This is a genomic window from Bradyrhizobium elkanii USDA 76, assembly GCF_023278185.1.
Lineage (GTDB): Bacteria > Pseudomonadota > Alphaproteobacteria > Rhizobiales > Xanthobacteraceae > Bradyrhizobium > Bradyrhizobium elkanii.
The window spans coordinates 3342765-3361112 of the sequence record NZ_CP066356.1; the positions used below are offsets into that span (position 1 = coordinate 3342765).

Sequence of the window (18348 nt, forward strand, 5' to 3'; positions counted from 1 at the left end):
AGGAGCCTCACCATGACAACCGACCGTGACGAAACCGAGTTCGAACCGCAGCATGCCTCATCACCAACGGATCATTTGCTCAACGAGCTTCAGCTCTATGGTCACCGTCCCTTCGAGGACGAACTCGATCCCAGACCGCTTCCCGAGGGTAAAAGAATTGCGGGCGCCGTTGCCGACATGTTCGACGCCCTTGTCGCGACCTTGAGCGACACCCGGCTCGAACCCGACCTGGAGAACCTGCTTTGGTCGACCGTCAATCTGTTCCACCGTGCCACGGGCCGTATCGAGCGAGAGCTCGACGACAATGAGCAGGCGCAACGCAGGAGCCAGTGTGAACAGAATGGATCGGAGGTTGGATCGGTTGAACTCGAACGGCTTACGGCCGAGGGCGTTACACTCATGGAACGCCGCAATGCCATGGAGCTCTTCCGTGAACTGGCCGCTGATCAATTCGAGCTTCACACCGGCTCGCCCTGGCGTCCCCGCGCCGGGTCATTGGTCAATCATCGCGCGCTCACGTCGGCGATGATCGATAGCCGCGACTTCCTGGCTGCCAAGTATCGGGCAGAAACCGAGGTAATGGTGCCGTCGGGGTCCAAGATCGCGTTTACCGGAGGCTTCGATTTCAACGATCACCTCCTGATCTGGGATCGGCTCGACAAGGTCCATGCCAAGCACCCTGACATGGTCTTGTTGCACGGTGGATCTCCGAAAGGCGCCGAACTGATCGCCGCCAAATGGGCCACCAGCCGCAAGGTACCTCAGATCGCATTCAAGCCCGACTGGACCAAGCACGCCAAGGCGGCTCCGTTCAAGCGCAACGACGCAATCCTCGCACTGCTGCCAATCGGCGTCATGCACTTCCCTGGCTCCGGAATACAAGACAACCTTGCCGACAAGGCCCGTAAGTTCGGCATTCCCGTCTGGAGATTCGGCGGCGCGTAAGCGCCGTTTCATGCGCACTCCTTCATCAAGAGGCGGCGCCCTTTCAATAGTGAACGTCTCGCCCGGGGGTACTCGGGCCAGGGCCCGCCGGCATCTGCGATGCCGGCGTCGCTATCACTGCCTCTGTCCCGGGTACCCTCTTGACCGGTCTCGACGTCCGCGGGTTCACTTCGCTGCGCTCCGTCTGACACGCTATTTCATTTGAAGGCGGTGCGCTTTGCGCCCGCCTTGTCTTCTTGGCAACAGATGTTTTGGCGCTATAACAATCGGCATCAAGGCTTGGCTTCAGATGACCAGCCTTGCTGAGCCCGAAGGGTCTATCGGGGCCCCGGGCCGGACGAACCTTAGCCAACTGTTTCTGCCAAGGCGCGGTGGGATAAGTCGGTCTGTCGATCGAAATTGCTCGCGATCGAGGCGTTGATCGGTCCGCCGGATACCGCGAGTAACGTGACCAACGTTGAGCGCTTGGTCCCTGACTTCTCTCACCTTGCTCGCACGATCAACGCAGTACACGGGCATCTCGTCGCGAATGCTCAAGGCGATCAATTACGCCTATTCCTTCGCGTCTGTTTCCTTCTCTTCGCCCGAACGCGGCGACATCTTGTGCAACACAGCCGAGGTTGGCCAAGACTTCTCTTGAGGATGCCGTTCGATGACAGACCACCTGGCCTTTTGATGGCTTGATCTGGCCTAAGAGCGGCTGCGCCTCGATCGCCTGAACGCAACGCCGTGGGGCGACTTTCTTCCCCTGGGCTAACGCCCATTCCTCGCGGGACAAGAAAGTCTCCCCACTGGCGTCCTCCGCTGCGCTCCAGCCCGCATGCGGGTGCGTCGTCGCTCGTCTTTGGCCTGTAGATCGCCATCGAGGCCGCGATGGTCGCGCCTCGAAACATTAAGGAGAAGTGACATGGCTAACATCGGTTATTTCAAGAAGGTCGGCCGCGAGTTGCAGGGCGAGATCGTCACCCTGAGCCTCCAGACCAGGGGCGTCAGGATCGTACCCGAGACCAACCGATCCAACGACAATGCCCCGAGCCATCGCATCTTCGTTGGCCGCGCAGAGATCGGCGCCGCCTGGTCGAAGCGCTCCGAGGAGGGCCGCGACTACCTCTCGCTCAAGCTCGACGATCCCTCGTTCAACGCGCCGATCTACGCGAACCTGTTCGACGACGAGGAAGGTGACGGCTTTACCCTCATCTGGTCGCGTCTGCGAAAGAACGGCGACTGACGTTCGACCGCTAAAAAGAGCCCCGTCCGGTTGGCCGGACGGGGCTCTTTGCATCAGCAGTCAAGACATTGCCGGCCAAGCCGCGATTAAGGCATTGAACTAGCGCACTAGATAGCGACGAAGCGCTTGAACAGGGAGATTTACGTCATCTGTCTGTCAGCGCTGCTCTTGAAGATGAAGGTGTTCCGCGCTAATCCGTGTCAGCAATGGTCTGGGATCGACCACGCACCGTAGGCCCGCGGCAGGCGTCTACCGCACTTTCCGAATTCCTGGCATCTTCGATCTTTGAGCCTTCCAGATCAGCGGCGGCGCAGAGTAAATGGTCTGGCACTGGCGGGCTCAAAGCGTGGAGGAATGTTCCCTTATAGCGTCAGCGCCCGTTTGAGATCGTCGTGCTCGAAAGCGCTGGCCATGCGGTTGATCTCGGCCGAGCGGGCGCCGACTGCCCTGGCCGTATCGCGCCAGGTCACGGTCACGGTCGCGACTTCTTTGATGATCGCGCGAGCCTGCGGCAACGTAAGTGCAAAAAATCCGGACGCTGCTTCCAGCAGGTCGAGTGAACAGGTGCCCTCGTCGAGATCGATGTTCGTCGTCAGCACCCGGGCCTTGAGATCAGTTGGAACGGGATTGAGATCATATGCCGGCGAGAGAGACCAGCCCGCCTTTCCAAGCCACAGGAAGCCGTGATTACGGAGGTGGTCGTCGACATTGGAGATCAGCACGTTGAAGGCGACACGCCGGTAGAGGGCATGAGCGTCTGTCCTTGCCTGAGCGCCGTGTTGGGCGAGGGCATCGACGATCTCGGGATAGCTGCCGCGCTCGCCATCCTTGGCGCCCATCATCGCCATCGCCGACAGGAACGGTATGCGGATCGTACCATTGCGGTCGAAGCGTCGCGATAACATGACCGGCTTGCCGGCGATGTCGATCAGCTCGTGCTGGGGAACGGCGATACCTGCCTTGCCGGCTAGCCGCAGAGCGATCTCTTCCCAGGTCTCTATGCTATAGTCATCGGTCTCCTTTGGAAATTTCGCGATGGAGAGGTGACCATGCTGGTCGATGACCGACGCCTTCGGACGTGCGCCGCCGAGGGAGGAGCCAGGGGCAAAGATGAGCTGGAGGTCCTCATCCGTTTCCTCATCCCGGAGAATCCGCTCGGTGATTTGGAGCAACCGACCAAGTTCAATCAGGGCAGGAACGCCGGCGCGAATTGGTCTCTGGAAAACCTCGTCGCCAGCCCAGCGGAAGCGGAGCGCGCCAAGCCGTGTCTCGTCGGCTACGCCGAGCAGGTAGTCACTTTCCGTGAGGGTGCGAACGGCTCGGCCTTCGTGTTCGGCCAGGCGACGCTCGGCGCGTTGCATGAGGCGACGACCCCAGGTATCCGGCGCCGAGTCTCCGATCGAGCCGAAAATCGCTAGCCCGGCACGTGGTGCGAAGGCACCGCGGGTCAGCGCCAGTGCTGGCTCCAGCGAGAAGCGGGCCGGATCCTCAAGCCATGTGCCGTCATACTCGAAGAGGATGGTCTCCGCGCCTCGGACACGATTGCTCCTCGCCAGCCCGATTGGGCGCGTGCGGCCGTCCAGGTCGATATGTACTTCGAAGTCAGCCATCGTGGGACGACCTGGCCGGCCGCTGGAGGTGGACGCGCTGGGGCAGATCCGCGCTAGCCAAAGCCCGCCCGACGCTGTCGTTGCTGATGTCGGCGATCTGATTCAGGCCGTCGAGCAAACCGAGCGCCTGGAGGACGCCGGCATAAATACCGATGCCGACGTTGGTGTCCCCGGCTTCGACCCTTTGCAATGTCGAGCGAGACGTGAAGGCGCGCTCGGCCACGACCGCCATCGGAAGCCGTCTACGTCGACGGGCATCATGGATGTCCGCCCCCAGCTTGCGCACCGCGCGCCGCACGGCGGCAGGGGGGGTATGTGGAGTGGGCATTTTGTCACCTTCGCACTACGAACTTGGTCAATATGTAGCACCAAGCTTACAATTTTCCCATGTGCGCCTTACTCAGAATAGGTGAAATAATACCGCCTTGGCGCCATCCACTGCATTTGTCCGTCCACGCCGCGGCGATCTAATTTAGACATGGATCACGACCAGCGCCGCCCTTAACGAGAGGCGAGCATCGTCAACGGCGCTGTTCTCGGCGCATCGTCGCCGTGATGGCGCCAGAGGCGCCGCTAACGAAGCCGTCTAGAAATGGCTGTCCAAGCAGACGTTCAGAGCGGTCTGGAAATGGGTGGGCGCCTAACGCTAGACGAAATTCAATGTCGGTGTCTGCCGCATCTGGTTTCGTCAGAGCCCTTGATTTTCGACAACGCGCGCATTTTTGTTCAGAGCAACACGTTTCCGCCAGAAGAGAATCGCGGTGCGGCTCTCTCATTGTCTCACGCAGATCCATGGCTTCCCCAAGGTAATGGCCACCACGCGCGAACGATGGTTGATCCGTTGGTCGAGAAACTCGTCGGCAAACCGTGCACTTGGGACGGCAGCAGTCTCCAGGACGCCGGTGCGCTGCGGGAAGTGAAGCGTATGTGGCTGTGCTCAAGGCCGCGGACAATCACGATTTCAGGTCGCTGTTGAAGTAGGCGCGCAGGCATAAACCGACTGGTCGTATCCTGACGAAGCCGGATCGGTTGCCGCGGCGCGCATCTGCGTTCGGCCCGGATCGACATATCGCGGATGTCGTAGCTGTCAGATTTCAAGACGAGCCTAGGCCTCGCAGCGCTTTAGGCGGCCTACGATGTGCTCGCCCAGCCTTCTTGAGCGAGTCGCCCGGCTCGGCCCCAATTGTTGGAACAAAGAGGTGGGCAGCAAGACGCTTGGGGGACCGAGCTTCTATCCGCATGAACCGCAACCTCTGGGGCGTCGAGAATTTCGAGGAGATGGCGATCCGCCATTCGTAATTCGCGGTGCAACGATTTGCGCACGAAGCGGCGCGCCAGCATTGGCGTGCTTTGCCAATTCGTCGCCGGGATCAAGGCCGCACGGGAGCGAATTGTAGCACGGACGGACGAGGACCGGGAGACCTTCCTCCGCAAAGGCGGGTTTTCCAAATCCGAGACGACCAAGATCATTGAAGTCGTTCTGGGCGAGGAAAACCGCAAGCCGGAAAGCATCTTTGATTTCGTGCAGGGCATCGCCGCATTTGCTCGCGGCAAGGCTCATCAGGACACTCGCCTTGAACTCGAGGGCATAGCCAAACGTTTGATGGAGCGTGCAATCTGATACTGTCAGCCGCGCAACCGGGAACGGTTGCGCGGCTTCGGTCGATGCCTTGGTGCGCCGCCACCGATCCGGCATGCTGATCAGTGGCGGTGACGCGTATCCGCGTCCGGCGCTCGCCCGGCCTCTGGCCCGGCTCGCGAAAGTCAGGCTCTACGACGGTTCAAAAATGGATTCCAGCGACCCGATCACTTCCGCTTAGCGGGTTTTGATCGTTCGCTTAGCGCGTCTTCATCTGGGAGAACGAGATCGACATGGCTGACGCCCAACGTGCCGGCGAGTTCAAACAAGGTTACGACAGTTGGATTACGGCGGCCGCGCTCCAGGTCACTGATATATTGCTGCGTGAAGCCGGACACTTCGGCGAATTTCTCTTGCGTGAAGCGCTTCTGCTTCCGCAGTCTTGCGAAATTCCGACCGACCAACTTGCGCATGTCCATGGGCGCAAGTTGCGTCTTTACATACTATGAGGTTTATCTCCTATAGTATGTATTTCGAGCTGCTCGCTGGTCGGCTGGGGCGCAATGAGGCCAAAATGAGACGTCGGGATAATCTCGGCCTTCCAGGAAGATTAGAATCACTCGCTGTTTCTTGGGACGCTTATGACAAAACCGCAGCTAGATCCTGACGTCGCAGATGTCGCACCGAATGAACCGGCGCTGACGGTCTATGACGAACAGCATGTCGTCACGTACATTCGCCTTCTGCAGGCGGAGGGTGAGGGAGCGGACTGGCGAGAGGTCGCTCGACTCGTTTTACATATCGATCCGGAGCGAGAGCCGGAACGTGCGCGGGCTGCATATCAGAGTCATCTTGCGCGCGCCAAATGGGTGACCGAGCAGGGGCGTCTCTTACGCGGCGCTGACGCAAAATAGAAGAAAACCGCCGATTGGAGGCTCGCAGCCAAAACTATTTTCTCCCGCTAACCGGTGGTCATTCTCGAGCACCACGTGGTGCCAAACTAGGGGCTTCCTACAACCGCCTCGTTCATAACTATTGCGCCGCAATCCTTGTGAGCTGCGTGCAATGGGGCGGAAGCAATGCCTGAATTCGACTGGCGATCGCCGGATTCGTTCAAGAGCCTAGAGAACGCTGAGATCACTCACATCGCCTGGGAAGGCCTTCGTATGAATGTGGACTACCAACGCGATTACGAAGCAATGATTGCGAGCAGCCCCGATGGCGAAGTGACCGAGGAGTTCAGGAGGAGATGGGGAATCTGCTTTCGCCCATGACCCGCAAAGCTCCTCCAAAGAACAGGCGATCTTTTGGACACCTGAGGTTCTAGCGTCCGTTGTCCCGGTGACAACCGTCACGGCTGTTGCGCACAAGTCCGCATCTCAGCCACTGCTCGACTTTACTGTTGGACAGGTATGCCACGCCGCTGACGGTTGGCACGCGGTACTGCACGTCGGCTCGGTGGAGCATCGCATCTGGTCGCAGCAGCCGCTGACCGCAGGCGCTCACTATGCAGCCGAGTTGCCGCTTGACCGCGATTTCGAAGCGCGCGCGCACGCTGCCACGCGGCTGTGGCGTGCGATGAATGGACGCGCGCCAGGACCCGGGTTTCACCGCTTGTCCAAATCACGGCGCGAACGATTATGCGCGGCTCTTCGCGCGGTCGCTGCGCATTTCTCCGGCGCGACTTATCGCAGCATCGCAGAGGTTCTGTTCGGGCAAAAGCGCATACCGGGTCGTGCCTGGAAAACGCACGATTTGCGTAGCCGAACCATCCGTCTCGTAAAAAGTGGCCTAGCGTTCGTGCGCGGAGGCTATCGCAAACTTCTGCGGCTCGAGCGGAAGGTCGAGTAACGCCACCCCCAGGGTGCCGAAAATCGACCCCTCAATATTCGGCATCCCCCTCCGAGAACTTGCTTCTCCAAGATGACCGCACACACGCCGGCGCTGCCATGCGCGGTGAGCTGTTATCTTGGAGTCCTCAAATGCCCGATCCGATGGCCGGTCTACCTCCGCGCTTCCTGCGTACACCGGAGGCCGCGCGTTACCTTGGCCTTTCCGGCCGCACGCTGGAGAAGCACCGCACCTACGGCACAGGACCGACATATCGGAAGATTGGCGGACGTGTCGTCTACGCATTGGATGATCTAAAGGCCTGGGCCGATCTCGGCGCCAAGACGTCGACGTCCGACCCCGGGAAGGGGACGGTGCTGCCGGCCAAGAAACACCCGGTGCTGCGCCCGTATGCGGGCCAGGAACGTCGCTGATCGCCGCGTGAGAGCAGTGACAGTGCGGCGCAAACACCGTTCCGAACGCGACCAGCTTGAGCTCTTCCGGGCGCTACCCGGCGATCTTGCGCCGCGCGACGCGCAGGATCTGATGGCTTATCCGTTCTTTTCCTTCGCAAAAACAAAGCGGATTGTGCCGATCGACTTCCATACGGGTGCGATCGCCATTCGTGTCGAAGCTGTACAGGAACACGGCATGGCGACCATCTGGGATGCAGACGTCCTGATCTGGGCTGCGTCCCAGATCGTCGAAGCACGTGACGCCGGCCTGAAGACGTCGCGCCTGATGGCTGCAACGCCTTACGAGATCCTGACGTTTGTCGGCTGCGGGACTAGTGCGCGCGACTATGACCGCCTCAAGGCGGGACTCGACAGACTTCAGTCAACGACCGTGCTGACGTCGATTCGCCAGCCGACAGAACGGCGGCGGCATCGCTTCTCGTGGATCAACGAGTGGAAGGAGACCGCCGATGCAAATGGCCGTCCATTTGGGCTCGAGCTGATCCTGCCTGATTGGTTCTACGCGGGCGTCATCGATGACGCACTCGTGCTCACGATCGACCGCGCCTATTTCGATCTGACGGGCGGCCTTGAGCGATGGCTTTATCGGCTCGTGCGCAAGCACGGTGGTCGGCAGGACGGTGGCTGGAGTTTTGATCTTGCGCACCTCCATGCCAAGTCCGGCATCCTCTCGCCGCTCAAGCACTTCGCGTACGACGTACGTCAGATCGTCCAGCGCCAGACATTGCCCGGCTATCAGCTCGTGCTCACGAGCGATCCGAACGGCACCGAGCGACTGAACTTCGCGCCTACGCCCGTTGATCCCTTAACGGCACGCCTGCGCCGGCGCGGTCTCATTCCAAATTCGGAGGACAACCTGTGAATCAGCTCGTGCTATCGGGGACCGCAACCCTCGTGCTATCGGGGACCCAATCCTCGTGCTATCGGGGACCAAAATCGAGCTTAAGAGCTTGCTTCTCCGCGCTTTCCAGCCCGTCTAACTTTACTAACCAGAAATCCTTCGGATTTCTTCTAACGGACCAGGCCGCAAGCCGCATTGGAGGCGATTGGCAACGGCGGGCCATCAGCCCTGCTTGCCCTTGCAAGCCGCACGCGCCCGTCACCGAATCCCAAGCTCATGGCGTCCAGTTCCAGCTTCAGGGAGTGGCGGCATGAGGGACCTCACCGAAGTGGAAGTGCTTTGGCTCGAGAAGCGGATTGAAAACCGCATTCGGTTCGGTCGCATCGTCGAGGACAAGAAGATCGATCGTCACCGTCGCGTCCTGTCATTCGCGCCGGGCAGCATCTTTGCCTTCGTCCGTTGGACCTCCAGCGACTTTGGCACGATCATCTCGCGGATTGACATCTTGCGCGCGATCCCACCGGGACAGCGCTGCTCGACCGTGCCGTATGTGAAGCCCGGCGGAGAGATTTTGCTGCGGCTATCCGGCTGGCCGAAGGTCGAACGGGTGCTGCAGATGGTCGACGCCATCGAAGCGCTCGGCATCGATCCCGCCGACGTCGCTCCTGATCATTGGCATCACATTCATAATCGTCTGTCCGTCAACGAAAACCCGCGCCCCTACACGAGAGCCCGCCACCAGGCATGGCTTCACCGGCAGAGGGTCATGCGATGACATTGCGGCTGAAGACGTTGACCACGATGCTCGGCGGTGCCGCCGCTCTTATAGCGCCGATCGTTCTGGAGATCACACCGGCCTACATCTGGAATGCATCCGAAAGCGTACCGATCGGGCTCTACCGCGTGCAGCCGGCGGAAAAACTATTCGCTACGGAACTCCTGGCCGTACAGCCACCGGAGCCGCTCGCGACCTTCCTTGACCTGAATGGCTATCTGCCAGCCGGGTTGCCGATGCTCAAACGGGTGCTGGCGCTCCCGGGGCAAACTGTCTGCAGAAGCGGACTCACAGTTTCGGTTGACACCATTGACATGGGCGAGGCTCGGGATCGCGATGGCCGCGGCCGGCCGCTCCCAAAATGGCAGGGCTGTCGCGTCGTTGGCGAGGGCGAACTCTTCGTCATGAACTGGCAGTCCGCGGACTCGCTTGACGGCCGCTATTTCGGGCTCTTGCCGGCATCGGCTGTCGTTGGCCGTGCGTTGCCAGTGTGGACCTGGGAGGAATGATTGTGCGCGTGTTGAGTTTCCGACCGGCCATTCCTCTGTTCGGCGCAGTGCTGCACCATTGCTCCGTCCCGACCAACGACTGCGCAGCCGTCGCGCGCAGCGGCGGTCCAGGGCGGCCGAACGGCCGGCGCGAAGCGGCTTTACCCTGGACGGGCGCGAGCACGGTGGCAGGCTTACGATTGTTTGAGGGGAGCTTGCGCGCTGTGATGCCGTTGTTCGTTGCGCTGAGCGTGAGCAACGTTCCTGCTGTCGCCGACGCACGATTCGCGAGGTATGAAGCGAATTATCGAGCCGTCGATTCGTATGCCGATTTCGTCGAGCAGGCCGCGCTTCGCTTCGGCGTGCCGCTGCAGTGGATACGCGCCGTCATAAACGTCGAAAGCGCAGGCGACGTGCGTGCGAGGTCACCGAAAGGCGCCATGGGGCTTATGCAGATCATGCCAGAGGCGTGGGCAGAGCTGCGTCTGCGATACGACCTCGGCAACGATCCGTACGATCCCCATGACAATATTCTTGCGGGTACTGCGTACCTTCGCGAACTGTTCGACCGCTACGGTTCACCGGGCTTCCTTGCAGCCTACAATGCCGGACCTGCTCGCTACGAGGAGCATCTCGCCGGCCGTTCATTGCCTGCTGAGACCCAAGCCTATTGCAGAGGCTTGCACCTATCGTCGGCAGCGACATCGCAGCTTCCAGCACAATCGGGAGTCTGCGCCCATCAGCAGCGGCGCTCTTCGTTGTTTGGTCTGAAAGTTCAAAGACCGCTGCGCGGCTGGAGCCTAAGCGCTCGCCAAACCGGGCTCCGACGACGGCCACCGGTCACGACATCTCGGCCATCGTGCCACAGACAACAGGGTTGTTCGTCGTGAGATATGATGCAGGAGGCCCGCGATGAGCGACTGCGCAAGCTGGCATGCATTGGCGTGCCGCGGAGAAGGATGGGCGAAAGGGCGAAGGCAGTGGGGAGGCACGACGGCAGGACGGCGAGATAAAAGGGGCTCGCCGGTCGAACCGCAAGCCATTGGCATGGCTTGGGTTCTGGCGTGCCGGTCGGTCGGGTCGCGTGCCGCGCCTTGCATTTTGACGAATGCAATCAAGGGCATTTTCGGCACCATGTGCGCTTTTGATCGCTGGGAGGCCAGCCCGTGAGCGTGGGCGATAGCGACCTGCGTATTCGGCCTGGGCGCATCAGCAGCGCCCGCGTGCCGAAGCCCAAGAGCTTCATCAACCAGGTGCTGCGGGCGGCGAAGACAGCAGGACACCCCCCGGGGCAGACCATGGCCGGCAGGCGTTCGGCGGCCTATGGGCGCTCGACGTTTGGCCGTGGCCGGCTGTCCTTTAGCCGTGCCAGATTGTTTAGCCCGACGCGCCGCGTCGTGGTGAAGGCGCGCGTGGTTGGGCATAAAGGGCGCGCCTTCCGTTCAGCACCACTGACCGCCCATCTCTCATACCTGAAGCGCGACGGCGTGACCCGGAGTGGTGAACGGGCCGAGATGTTCGATGCCGGCGGTGACCGCGCCGATAGCGCGGCTTTCGCAGAACGATGCAAGGACGACCGGCATCATTTCAGGTTCATCGTCTCGCCCGAGGACGCCGGCGACATGACGGACCTGAAGGCCTTCACCCGCGACATCGCCAAGCAGATGGAGACCGATCTCGGCACGCGGCTCGATTGGGTGGCTGTCGATCATTGGAATACGGACAACCCACACGTCCATTTTCTCGTTCGGGGCGTAGATAAGGACGGGGCGGACCTCGTGATCTCCCGCGACTACATCAGTCAGGGCCTGCGCTCACGCGCCGAGGAACTGGTCGCCATTGAACTGGGTCCTAAGCCGGAGCACGAGATCCGCAATTCGCTGGAGAGGGAAGTCACGGCGGAACGATGGACGCGGCTAGATCGGGAGATCCGGTTGGCAACCGATGAGATCGGCACTATCGATCTTCGCCCCGAGAACCCGGGCAGCTCCGATCCCGAGATACGGCGCCTGATGGTTGGTCGCCTTCAACACTTGGAGAAGATGGGCCTTGCCGCATCCGCTGCGCCGGGTGAATGGATGGTCGGGCTCGAGGCCGAGCGTAGTTTGCGCGACCTTGGCCTGCGCGGCGACATCATCAAGACCATGCACCGCGCCTTTACAGAGCGCGGGGAAGCGCGCGGCGTATCTGACTACATCATCGAAGGTGGCCGGCCGACATCCCAGATCATCGGACGGCTGGTTGATCGCGGACTACATGACGAACTGACTGGCGAGACCTACGCGGTCATCGACGGCACAGATGGACGCGCGCACCACGTCCGCTTCCGCGAGATCGAGGCCTTCGAACATGCACCGCCGGTCGGCGGAATCGTCGAACTACGACGTTTCGGTCAAGCCGAGGATCCGCTTCCCATCCTGGTGCTCGCGCCCCGTTCCGATATCGATCTTGGCGAGCAGGTCACCGCGAAAGGTGCGACCTGGCTCGACCACCGGCTGGTCGAACGCGATCCGATGCCGCTCGCCATGGGAGGATTCGGCCGCGAGATCCGCGACGCCATGGAAGCGCGTGCCGAGCATCTGGTTCAGGAAGGTCTAGCGAGGCGGCAGGGACCGCGCACCGTCCTGCAACGCGACCTCCTGAACACGCTGCGCCGACGCGAGCTGGACGAGGTTGCAGCAAGGGTTTCGGCCGATACCGGCCTGCCTTACGTGAAGGCTGCCTCCGGCGAGCACGTAGTGGGCACGTATCGCCAGCGCCTGACGCTCGCCTCGGGACGTTTCGCCATGATCGACAACGGGCTCGGCTTCCAGCTCGTGCCGTGGTCGCGCGAGCTTGAGAAGAAGTTAGGCCAACACATCACGGGCATCATCAAGGACGGCGGCGGCATCGAATGGGGCATCGGCCGCAAGCGCGACTTGGGCCTCTAGCTATCTCGCCAATTCAGTTGGGAGGGACCTTCGGGATGTCCGGAACCAAAATCCTCTGGGGCCAAGTGATCGTTGTCGGTCTGATCGTTTTGATGGCCATCTGGGGAGCAACCGAGTGGACGGCCTGGCGGTTCGCGTACCAGCCGGAGCTTGGTTGCCCCTGGTTCGAGCTTTGGGGTTGGAAAGTCTATTACCCGCCAATCTTCTTCTGGTGGTGGTTCGTCTACGACGCTTATGCACCTCAGGTCTTCGTCGAGGGAGCCTTCATTGCGGCGTCGGGGACTGTCGTTTCGATCGCTGTGGCGATCGGCATGTCGGTCTGGCGGGCGCGCGAGGCCAAGAATGTTGAGACGTATGGCTCGGCGCGCTGGGCCGATGCGCCGGAGGTGAGAGCAGCCGGGCTTCTCGGTTCGGATGGCGTGGTGCTTGGCAAACTCGACCACGACTACCTTCGCCATGACGGACCGGAGCACGTGTTGTGTTTTGCGCCGACCCGGTCCGGCAAAGGCGTCGGGCTTGTGGTTCCTTCGCTGCTGACTTGGCCCGGCTCAGCCATCGTTCACGACATCAAGGGCGAGAACTGGCGGTTGACCGCCGGCTTCCGCGCGCGGCACGGTCGCGTTCTCTTGTTCGACCCGACCAACCCTAAATCTTCAGCCTACAATCCTCTGCTTGAGGTCAGGCGCGGCGAGTGGGAGGTCCGCGACGTCCAGAATGTCGCCGACGTCCTGGTCGATCCCGAAGGCTCGCTCGACAAGAGGAACCATTGGGAGAAGACCAGTCATTCGCTTCTGGTTGGTGCCATCCTCCACGTCCTTTATGCGGAGGGGGACAAGACCCTGGCCGGCGTCGCCTCCTTTCTGTCCGACCCAAAGCGGCCGATCGAGGCGACGCTGAGAGCGATGATGACCACCCCGCATCTTGGCGAGCAAGGCGCGCATCCTGTCGTCGCATCGACCGCGCGCGAGCTTCTCAACAAGTCGGACAATGAACGTTCCGGCGTCCTGTCCACGGCGATGTCGTTCCTCGGACTTTACCGCGATCCCGTGGTGGCCCAGGTAACCCGCCGGTGCAACTGGCGGATCGCCGACTTGATCGCCGATATCAGTCCAACGACGCTTTACCTCGTGGTGCCGCCTTCCGATATCTCGCGAACAAAGCCGCTGATCCGCCTCGTGCTGAATCAGATCGGGCGGCGCCTGACCGAGGACTTGCACGCGGGTGACCGCCGGCATCGTGTCCTGATGATGCTTGATGAGTTCCCGGCGCTCGGGCGGCTCGATTTCTTCGAGTCCGCGCTCGCCTTCATGGCGGGTTACGGCATCAAGAGTTTCCTGATCGCGCAATCGCTCAATCAGATCGAGAAGGCCTATGGATCGAACAACGCGATCCTCGACAACTGTCACGTTCGCGTCAGCTTTGCGACCAACGACGAGCGGACGGCCAAGCGCGTGTCCGACGCACTCGGTACGGCGACCGAGATGCGGGCCATGAAGAACTATGCCGGTCACAGGTTGAATCCTTGGCTGGGGCACCTGATGGTCTCGCGCCAGGAGACGGCAAGGCCGCTGCTGACCCCAGGCGAAGTCATGCAGCTTCCGCCGATGGACGAGATCGTGATGGTGGCGGGCACGCCGCCGATCCGGGCGAAGAAGGTCCGCTACTACGAGGATCGTCGGTTCACCGAGCGAATTCTGCCGCCGCCCGATCCGGCGAGCGCCGGCGGATCATCGCGGATGGACGGATGGTCAGCGCACGGAACGCTGAAGCCGACGGGAGATCCAACTGATAAAGCCACGGAGGCCGAGGAAGACACGGCGAACAGCGGACTCCGTCGTGAGCCCGAACTCCCCGATCACGTCGCAATCGCCAAGGAGACGACTGAGCCGACGCCAGCAGAGGAATTTGCCGCCGTTCTTGACGATGACGAGGAGGCGGTCCGTCAGTCTCGGCTCATACGCCGGCAGATGCGTGGTGTCGCCCGTCAAGTCGCCATGGATCCGAATGACGGTATGGAGCTCTGAGGCAACATGCGCGACCGGATGAACGTCTATTTCCCGCCAGAGCTTCTGAAGCAGATCTCAGAGCTTGCCGATCGCAAGAAGCTTTCCCGGTCTGCGATCGTGGAAGCGGCTGTCGCTTCGTTTCTCTCACCGGACGGAACGGACAGGCGGGAGGCGGCGTTTACCCGCCGCCTGGATCGGCTGTCGCGTCAGATGCAGAGGCTGGAGCGCGACGTCGGTCTGACGGCGGAGACCTTGGCCCTCTTCATTCGCTTCTGGCTGACGATTACGCCGCCGCTACCCAACGATGCGCAGGCGGCAGCCCAGGCAAAGGGCAGGGAACGCTTTGAAGGGTTCGTCGAAGCGCTCGGGCGTCGCTTGCAAAAGGGGCAAAGCTTCCTCCGCGAGATTCCAGAAGATATCCGCCATCAGGAACCGGCAGGCGAAACCTGACGGATTGTCTTTGGATACGCTATCGCGCCGTCCCTTCTTTTTCTACGCCAGCCTACGACCGCAGCAATTTAGCCGAACTGACAAAAAGCTGGACACGCTATCGGCTCGCACGAGTTGAGAGCAAAAGGGGCCAGCATGCAAATTTCACCAGCATGGCGTCGAATCGCGTGCGTTTTTCTCCCCTTCGCTGCTGGATACTATCTTTCGTACCTGTTTCGAACGATCAACGCTTTGATCGCCAGTCATCTCAGCTCGGATACCGGGCTTGGGAATGCCGACCTCGGGTTGCTTACTTCAGTGTATTTCCTGGTGATCGCGGCGGCTCAGATCCCCGTCGGCATATTGTTGGACCGCTTTGGTCCGCGTCGCGTTCAGAGTGCTCTGCTTTTGGTCGCCGCCGCGGGCGCCGCACTGTTCGCGGTATCGACCGGATTCCTGTTACTTTTGATAGCGCGCGCAATGATCGGGCTTGGCGTGGCGGCGGCGCTGACGGCAGGACTGAAGTCCATCGTCCTTTGGTTCCCCAGGGAGCGGGTTGCTTTGCTGAACGGCTACATGGTCATGCTGGGCTCGCTAGGAGCGGTGACCGCTACTGCTCCCGTCGAACACCTGCTCGCTTGGATGGGCTGGCGGCAGCTCTTTGAGATCCTGGCGGCCGCTACCGCTGCTACAGCCATTCTCATCTATGTAGTGGTGCCCGAACGAGGCACTATCCCATCAACAGCGCGCGCCACCCTTAGCTCCGTTTTTCGCGATTGGCGCTTCTGGCGAATTGCTCCGTTGTCAGCGACTTGCGTTGGATCGTCCTGGTCCCTGCAGGGGTTGTGGGCATCCCCGTGGCTGACCGACGTAGAGGGGCTTGATCGCCCAAGCCTCGTCAGGCTGCTCTGCATTATGGCGATTGTACTTAGCGGGGGTGCCTGGTTGTTCGGTATGGCCGTCCATCAGATCAAACGAGGAGGAATCGGGGCGGAGGCAATATTGGCCATGGTTGCAATGCTGTTCATCGCAGCCGAGTTAGCCTTAGTCCTGCGAGCGCCTCTGCCCTCCATCTTGCCCTGGTCCATTGTCGCAATTGTAGGAACGGCAACCGTGGTCAGCTTCGCGGTGATAGCGGATTACTTTCCGCCGGAGCTTGCCGGTCGTGCCAATGGCGCCCTGAACGTCTTGCACTTTGGTTGGGCATTTCTGGCACAATACGCGACAGGACTGATCCTGGAGCAATTGTCTGCGAATGATGGCCATAGGACCGTCCAAGCCTATCAGGTCGCGTTCGGCGTCAACGTAGCGCTGCAGATCGGGGCGCTGGTCTGGTTCGCGCTGCCTTGGGGCCGATACTTAGCTTCATGGATGAGGTCAATTCCGTTCTTCGTGCCGGCTAATGTTTTCAATGTTGTCGAGTCAGTAAGCTCGTATGAGAATTCGGTGGTCCTCATACCCGCGGATGATGATGCTGAGTGGTGAGCACTAACTCGCATTACGATTGAGTAGGCCTCATAGATAAGTTTTTAGTCTTTCTTTTTCTACGCTAATCTACGATCACTGAAAGCTATTGTTGCACCAAGTCCGTTGGTGCCTTTCTTAATCATCCCCATCTGAGGGCCGTCTGTGGACGCTCTCACTCGGTGGGGGCGAACGGTGGCAATCCATTCCATTCAATCGGAGGCGAGTTTGCGCGGTGCGCGAATGCTGCGTAGCGCGCTCGGCTCCGCGATTGCCGGCTACCTCGAAGACGAAGCGATCATCGAGGTGATGCTCAATCCGGATGGGCGGCTGTGGATCGACCGGTTGTCGAACGGCCTGATCGACACAGGCGAAACTCTGTCGGCCGCGGATGGCGAACGCATCGTTCGCCTGGTTGCGCATCATGTGGGCGCCGAGGTACACGCCGGCGCGCCACGGGTTTCGGCCGAACTACCCGGGACAGGCGAACGCTTCGAAGGTCTCTTGCCTCCGGTCGTTGCAGCACCGGCCTTTGCTATCCGCAAGCCCGCCGTCGCCGTGTTTACGCTCGACGACTACGTCGCAAGGCGCATCATGACCTCGGAGCAGGCCAGGACCCTGCAGAACGCGGTGGCCGCACGGAAGAACATCCTTGTCGCTGGCGGGACATCGACGGGCAAGACCACGTTGACGAATGCGCTTCTGGCCGAGGTGGCGAAGACCTCCGATCGGGTCGTGCTGATTGAAGACACCCGCGAGCTGCAGTGCAGGGCGCCCAATCTCGTTGCGCTGCGGACCAAGGACGGTGTGGCGACGCTGTCGGATCTTGTCCGCTCGTCCCTCCGACTGCGTCCTGACCGCATCCCGATCGGCGAAGTCCGAGGTGCCGAAGCACTCGACCTCCTCAAGGCCTGGGGCACCGGCCATCCCGGCGGCATCGGCACCATTCATGCGGGCACCGCGCTCGGTGCGCTGCGGCGGCTCGAGCAACTCATCCAGGAAGCCGTCATCACGGTTCCGCGTGCTCTGATCGCCGAAACCATCGACCTCGTCGCCGTGCTTGCAGGCCGCGGCGCCGATCGTCGTCTCGCTGAACTCGCCCTCATCTCGGGGCTCAGCGCCAGCGGCGACTACAATCTTTCATCAGCAGGAGACTGACATGCGTCAGCAATTTCACTTTCTTCGAGGTGCGTCGACGGCCGCCTTCGTCGCGGTGCTTGTGGCATCCCCTCCGGCGTGGGCTGCCGGCTCGAACATGCCATGGGAGCAGCCACTCAATCAGATCTTGCAGTCGGTTGAAGGTCCGGTCGCCAAGATCGTCGCCGTCATCATCATCGTCGTGACCGGGCTCACGCTCGCATTCGGGGACTCGTCCGGTGGTTTCCGCAGGCTGATCCAGATTGTGTTCGGTCTGTCGATCGCGTTTGCCGCCTCGAGCTTTTTCCTGTCGTTCTTCTCCTTCGGCGGCGGCGTGGTGATCTGATGGATGGTCAGGTGGCAGGCTTTGTCGTGCCCGTTCATCGCGCACTCACTGAGCCCATCCTGATGGGCGGTGCGCCGCGCTCGGTCGCGATCGTCAACGGCACGCTTGCGGCAGCCTTAGGGCTCGGACTTCGGCTCTGGATCGCGGGTCTTGTTCTCTGGTTCATCGGCCACATGGCCGCCGTCTGGGCCGCCAAGCGCGATCCCGCATTCGTCGATGTGGTGCGCCGACATCTGCGCATTCCCGGCCATCTCAACACCTGAG

20 protein-coding genes and 1 pseudogene are annotated in these 18348 nt (G+C 61.2%); 18 read left to right on the top strand and 3 right to left on the bottom strand.

What is annotated here, in order from left to right; all coding sequences use genetic code 11:
* Positions 1–12: 12 nt before the first annotated feature.
* Together JEY66_RS16015 and JEY66_RS16020 are read left to right on the top strand one after the other, a co-directional pair.
* Positions 13–945, top strand: coding sequence for a DUF2493 domain-containing protein (locus JEY66_RS16015; RefSeq protein WP_026193063.1), 933 nt, complete (start codon positions 13–15; stop codon positions 943–945).
* 907 nt (positions 946–1852) lie between these two features.
* Entirely contained in the window at positions 1853–2173 is a 321-nt protein-coding gene (locus JEY66_RS16020; protein ID WP_018272761.1) for a DUF736 domain-containing protein, read from the top strand.
* 362 nt (positions 2174–2535) lie between these two features.
* Here JEY66_RS16020 and JEY66_RS16025 read toward each other — a convergent pair whose 3' ends face one another.
* Positions 2536–3783, bottom strand: a complete 1248-nt coding sequence (locus JEY66_RS16025) for a type II toxin-antitoxin system HipA family toxin (RefSeq protein ID WP_018272760.1) — start codon at positions 3781–3783, stop codon at positions 2536–2538.
* Positions 3776–4111, bottom strand: coding sequence for a helix-turn-helix domain-containing protein (locus JEY66_RS16030; RefSeq protein WP_026193062.1), 336 nt, complete (start codon positions 4109–4111; stop codon positions 3776–3778). The genes JEY66_RS16025 and JEY66_RS16030 overlap by 8 nt, the downstream gene beginning before the upstream one ends.
* Before the next feature lie 859 nt (positions 4112–4970).
* Between JEY66_RS16030 and JEY66_RS16035 the strand changes: the two are divergent.
* Positions 4971–5404: pseudogene (locus tag JEY66_RS16035) on the top strand (DUF932 domain-containing protein); the annotation flags it as partial.
* A 185-nt stretch (positions 5405–5589) separates the two neighbouring features.
* Here the strand turns inward: JEY66_RS16035 and JEY66_RS16040 are convergent.
* Positions 5590–5841, bottom strand: a complete 252-nt coding sequence (locus tag JEY66_RS16040) for a helix-turn-helix domain-containing protein (protein ID WP_018272759.1) — start codon at positions 5839–5841, stop codon at positions 5590–5592.
* A gap of 162 nt (positions 5842–6003) precedes the next feature.
* Here JEY66_RS16040 and JEY66_RS16045 point away from each other — a divergent pair, with 162 nt between their 5' ends.
* From JEY66_RS16045 to JEY66_RS16115, 15 genes are all read left to right on the top strand, one after another.
* The gene (locus JEY66_RS16045; RefSeq protein ID WP_018272758.1) at positions 6004–6276 is read left to right on the top strand and encodes a hypothetical protein; all 273 of its coding nucleotides are present in this window, start codon (positions 6004–6006) and stop codon (positions 6274–6276) included.
* A gap of 165 nt (positions 6277–6441) precedes the next feature.
* A complete protein-coding gene (locus JEY66_RS16050) occupies positions 6442–6636 on the top strand; it encodes a transcriptional regulator domain-containing protein (RefSeq protein WP_018272757.1) in 195 nt (64 codons plus the stop codon).
* A gap of 67 nt (positions 6637–6703) precedes the next feature.
* Positions 6704–7213, top strand: coding sequence for a DUF2285 domain-containing protein (locus tag JEY66_RS16055; RefSeq protein ID WP_244620826.1), 510 nt, complete (start codon positions 6704–6706; stop codon positions 7211–7213).
* A gap of 131 nt (positions 7214–7344) precedes the next feature.
* Positions 7345–7626, top strand: coding sequence for a helix-turn-helix transcriptional regulator (locus JEY66_RS16060; protein WP_018272755.1), 282 nt, complete (start codon positions 7345–7347; stop codon positions 7624–7626).
* Between the two features lie 22 nt (positions 7627–7648).
* Positions 7649–8530 carry a replication initiator protein A gene (locus JEY66_RS16065; RefSeq protein WP_018272754.1) on the top strand — a complete coding sequence of 294 codons (882 nt, stop codon included), beginning with the start codon at positions 7649–7651 and terminating at the stop codon, positions 8528–8530.
* A gap of 289 nt (positions 8531–8819) precedes the next feature.
* Positions 8820–9284, top strand: coding sequence for a DUF2840 domain-containing protein (locus JEY66_RS16070; protein ID WP_018272753.1), 465 nt, complete (start codon positions 8820–8822; stop codon positions 9282–9284).
* Positions 9281–9793, top strand: coding sequence for a S26 family signal peptidase (locus JEY66_RS16075; RefSeq protein ID WP_018272752.1), 513 nt, complete (start codon positions 9281–9283; stop codon positions 9791–9793). Before JEY66_RS16070 ends, JEY66_RS16075 begins: the two co-directional genes overlap by 4 nt.
* Entirely contained in the window at positions 9790–10662 is an 873-nt protein-coding gene (locus JEY66_RS16080) for a lytic transglycosylase domain-containing protein (RefSeq protein ID WP_253623036.1), read from the top strand. The genes JEY66_RS16075 and JEY66_RS16080 overlap by 4 nt, the downstream gene beginning before the upstream one ends.
* Before the next feature lie 276 nt (positions 10663–10938).
* Positions 10939–12702, top strand: a complete 1764-nt coding sequence (locus JEY66_RS16085) for a relaxase/mobilization nuclease domain-containing protein (RefSeq protein WP_026193059.1) — start codon at positions 10939–10941, stop codon at positions 12700–12702.
* A 35-nt stretch (positions 12703–12737) separates the two neighbouring features.
* Complete coding sequence (locus JEY66_RS16090) at positions 12738–14726, top strand: conjugal transfer protein TraG (RefSeq protein ID WP_018272749.1); 1989 nt, start codon at positions 12738–12740, stop codon at positions 14724–14726.
* Between the two features lie 6 nt (positions 14727–14732).
* Positions 14733–15158 (top strand): ribbon-helix-helix domain-containing protein, encoded by a 426-nt coding sequence (locus tag JEY66_RS16095; RefSeq protein ID WP_018272748.1) that lies wholly within the window; start codon positions 14733–14735, stop codon positions 15156–15158.
* Positions 15159–15293: 135 nt separating this feature from the next.
* Positions 15294–16622: an MFS transporter gene (locus tag JEY66_RS16100; protein WP_026193058.1), complete on the top strand. Its 1329-nt coding sequence runs from the start codon at positions 15294–15296 to the stop codon at positions 16620–16622.
* A gap of 222 nt (positions 16623–16844) precedes the next feature.
* Positions 16845–17759 (top strand): P-type conjugative transfer ATPase TrbB, encoded by a 915-nt coding sequence (gene trbB / locus JEY66_RS16105; protein WP_018272746.1) that lies wholly within the window; start codon positions 16845–16847, stop codon positions 17757–17759.
* A gap of 1 nt (position 17760) precedes the next feature.
* Positions 17761–18084, top strand: a complete 324-nt coding sequence (locus tag JEY66_RS16110; protein ID WP_018272745.1) for a TrbC/VirB2 family type IV secretion system protein — start codon at positions 17761–17763, stop codon at positions 18082–18084.
* Entirely contained in the window at positions 18084–18347 is a 264-nt protein-coding gene (locus tag JEY66_RS16115; RefSeq protein ID WP_018272744.1) for a VirB3 family type IV secretion system protein, read from the top strand. The genes JEY66_RS16110 and JEY66_RS16115 overlap by 1 nt, the downstream gene beginning before the upstream one ends.
* Position 18348: the final 1 nt, after the last annotated feature.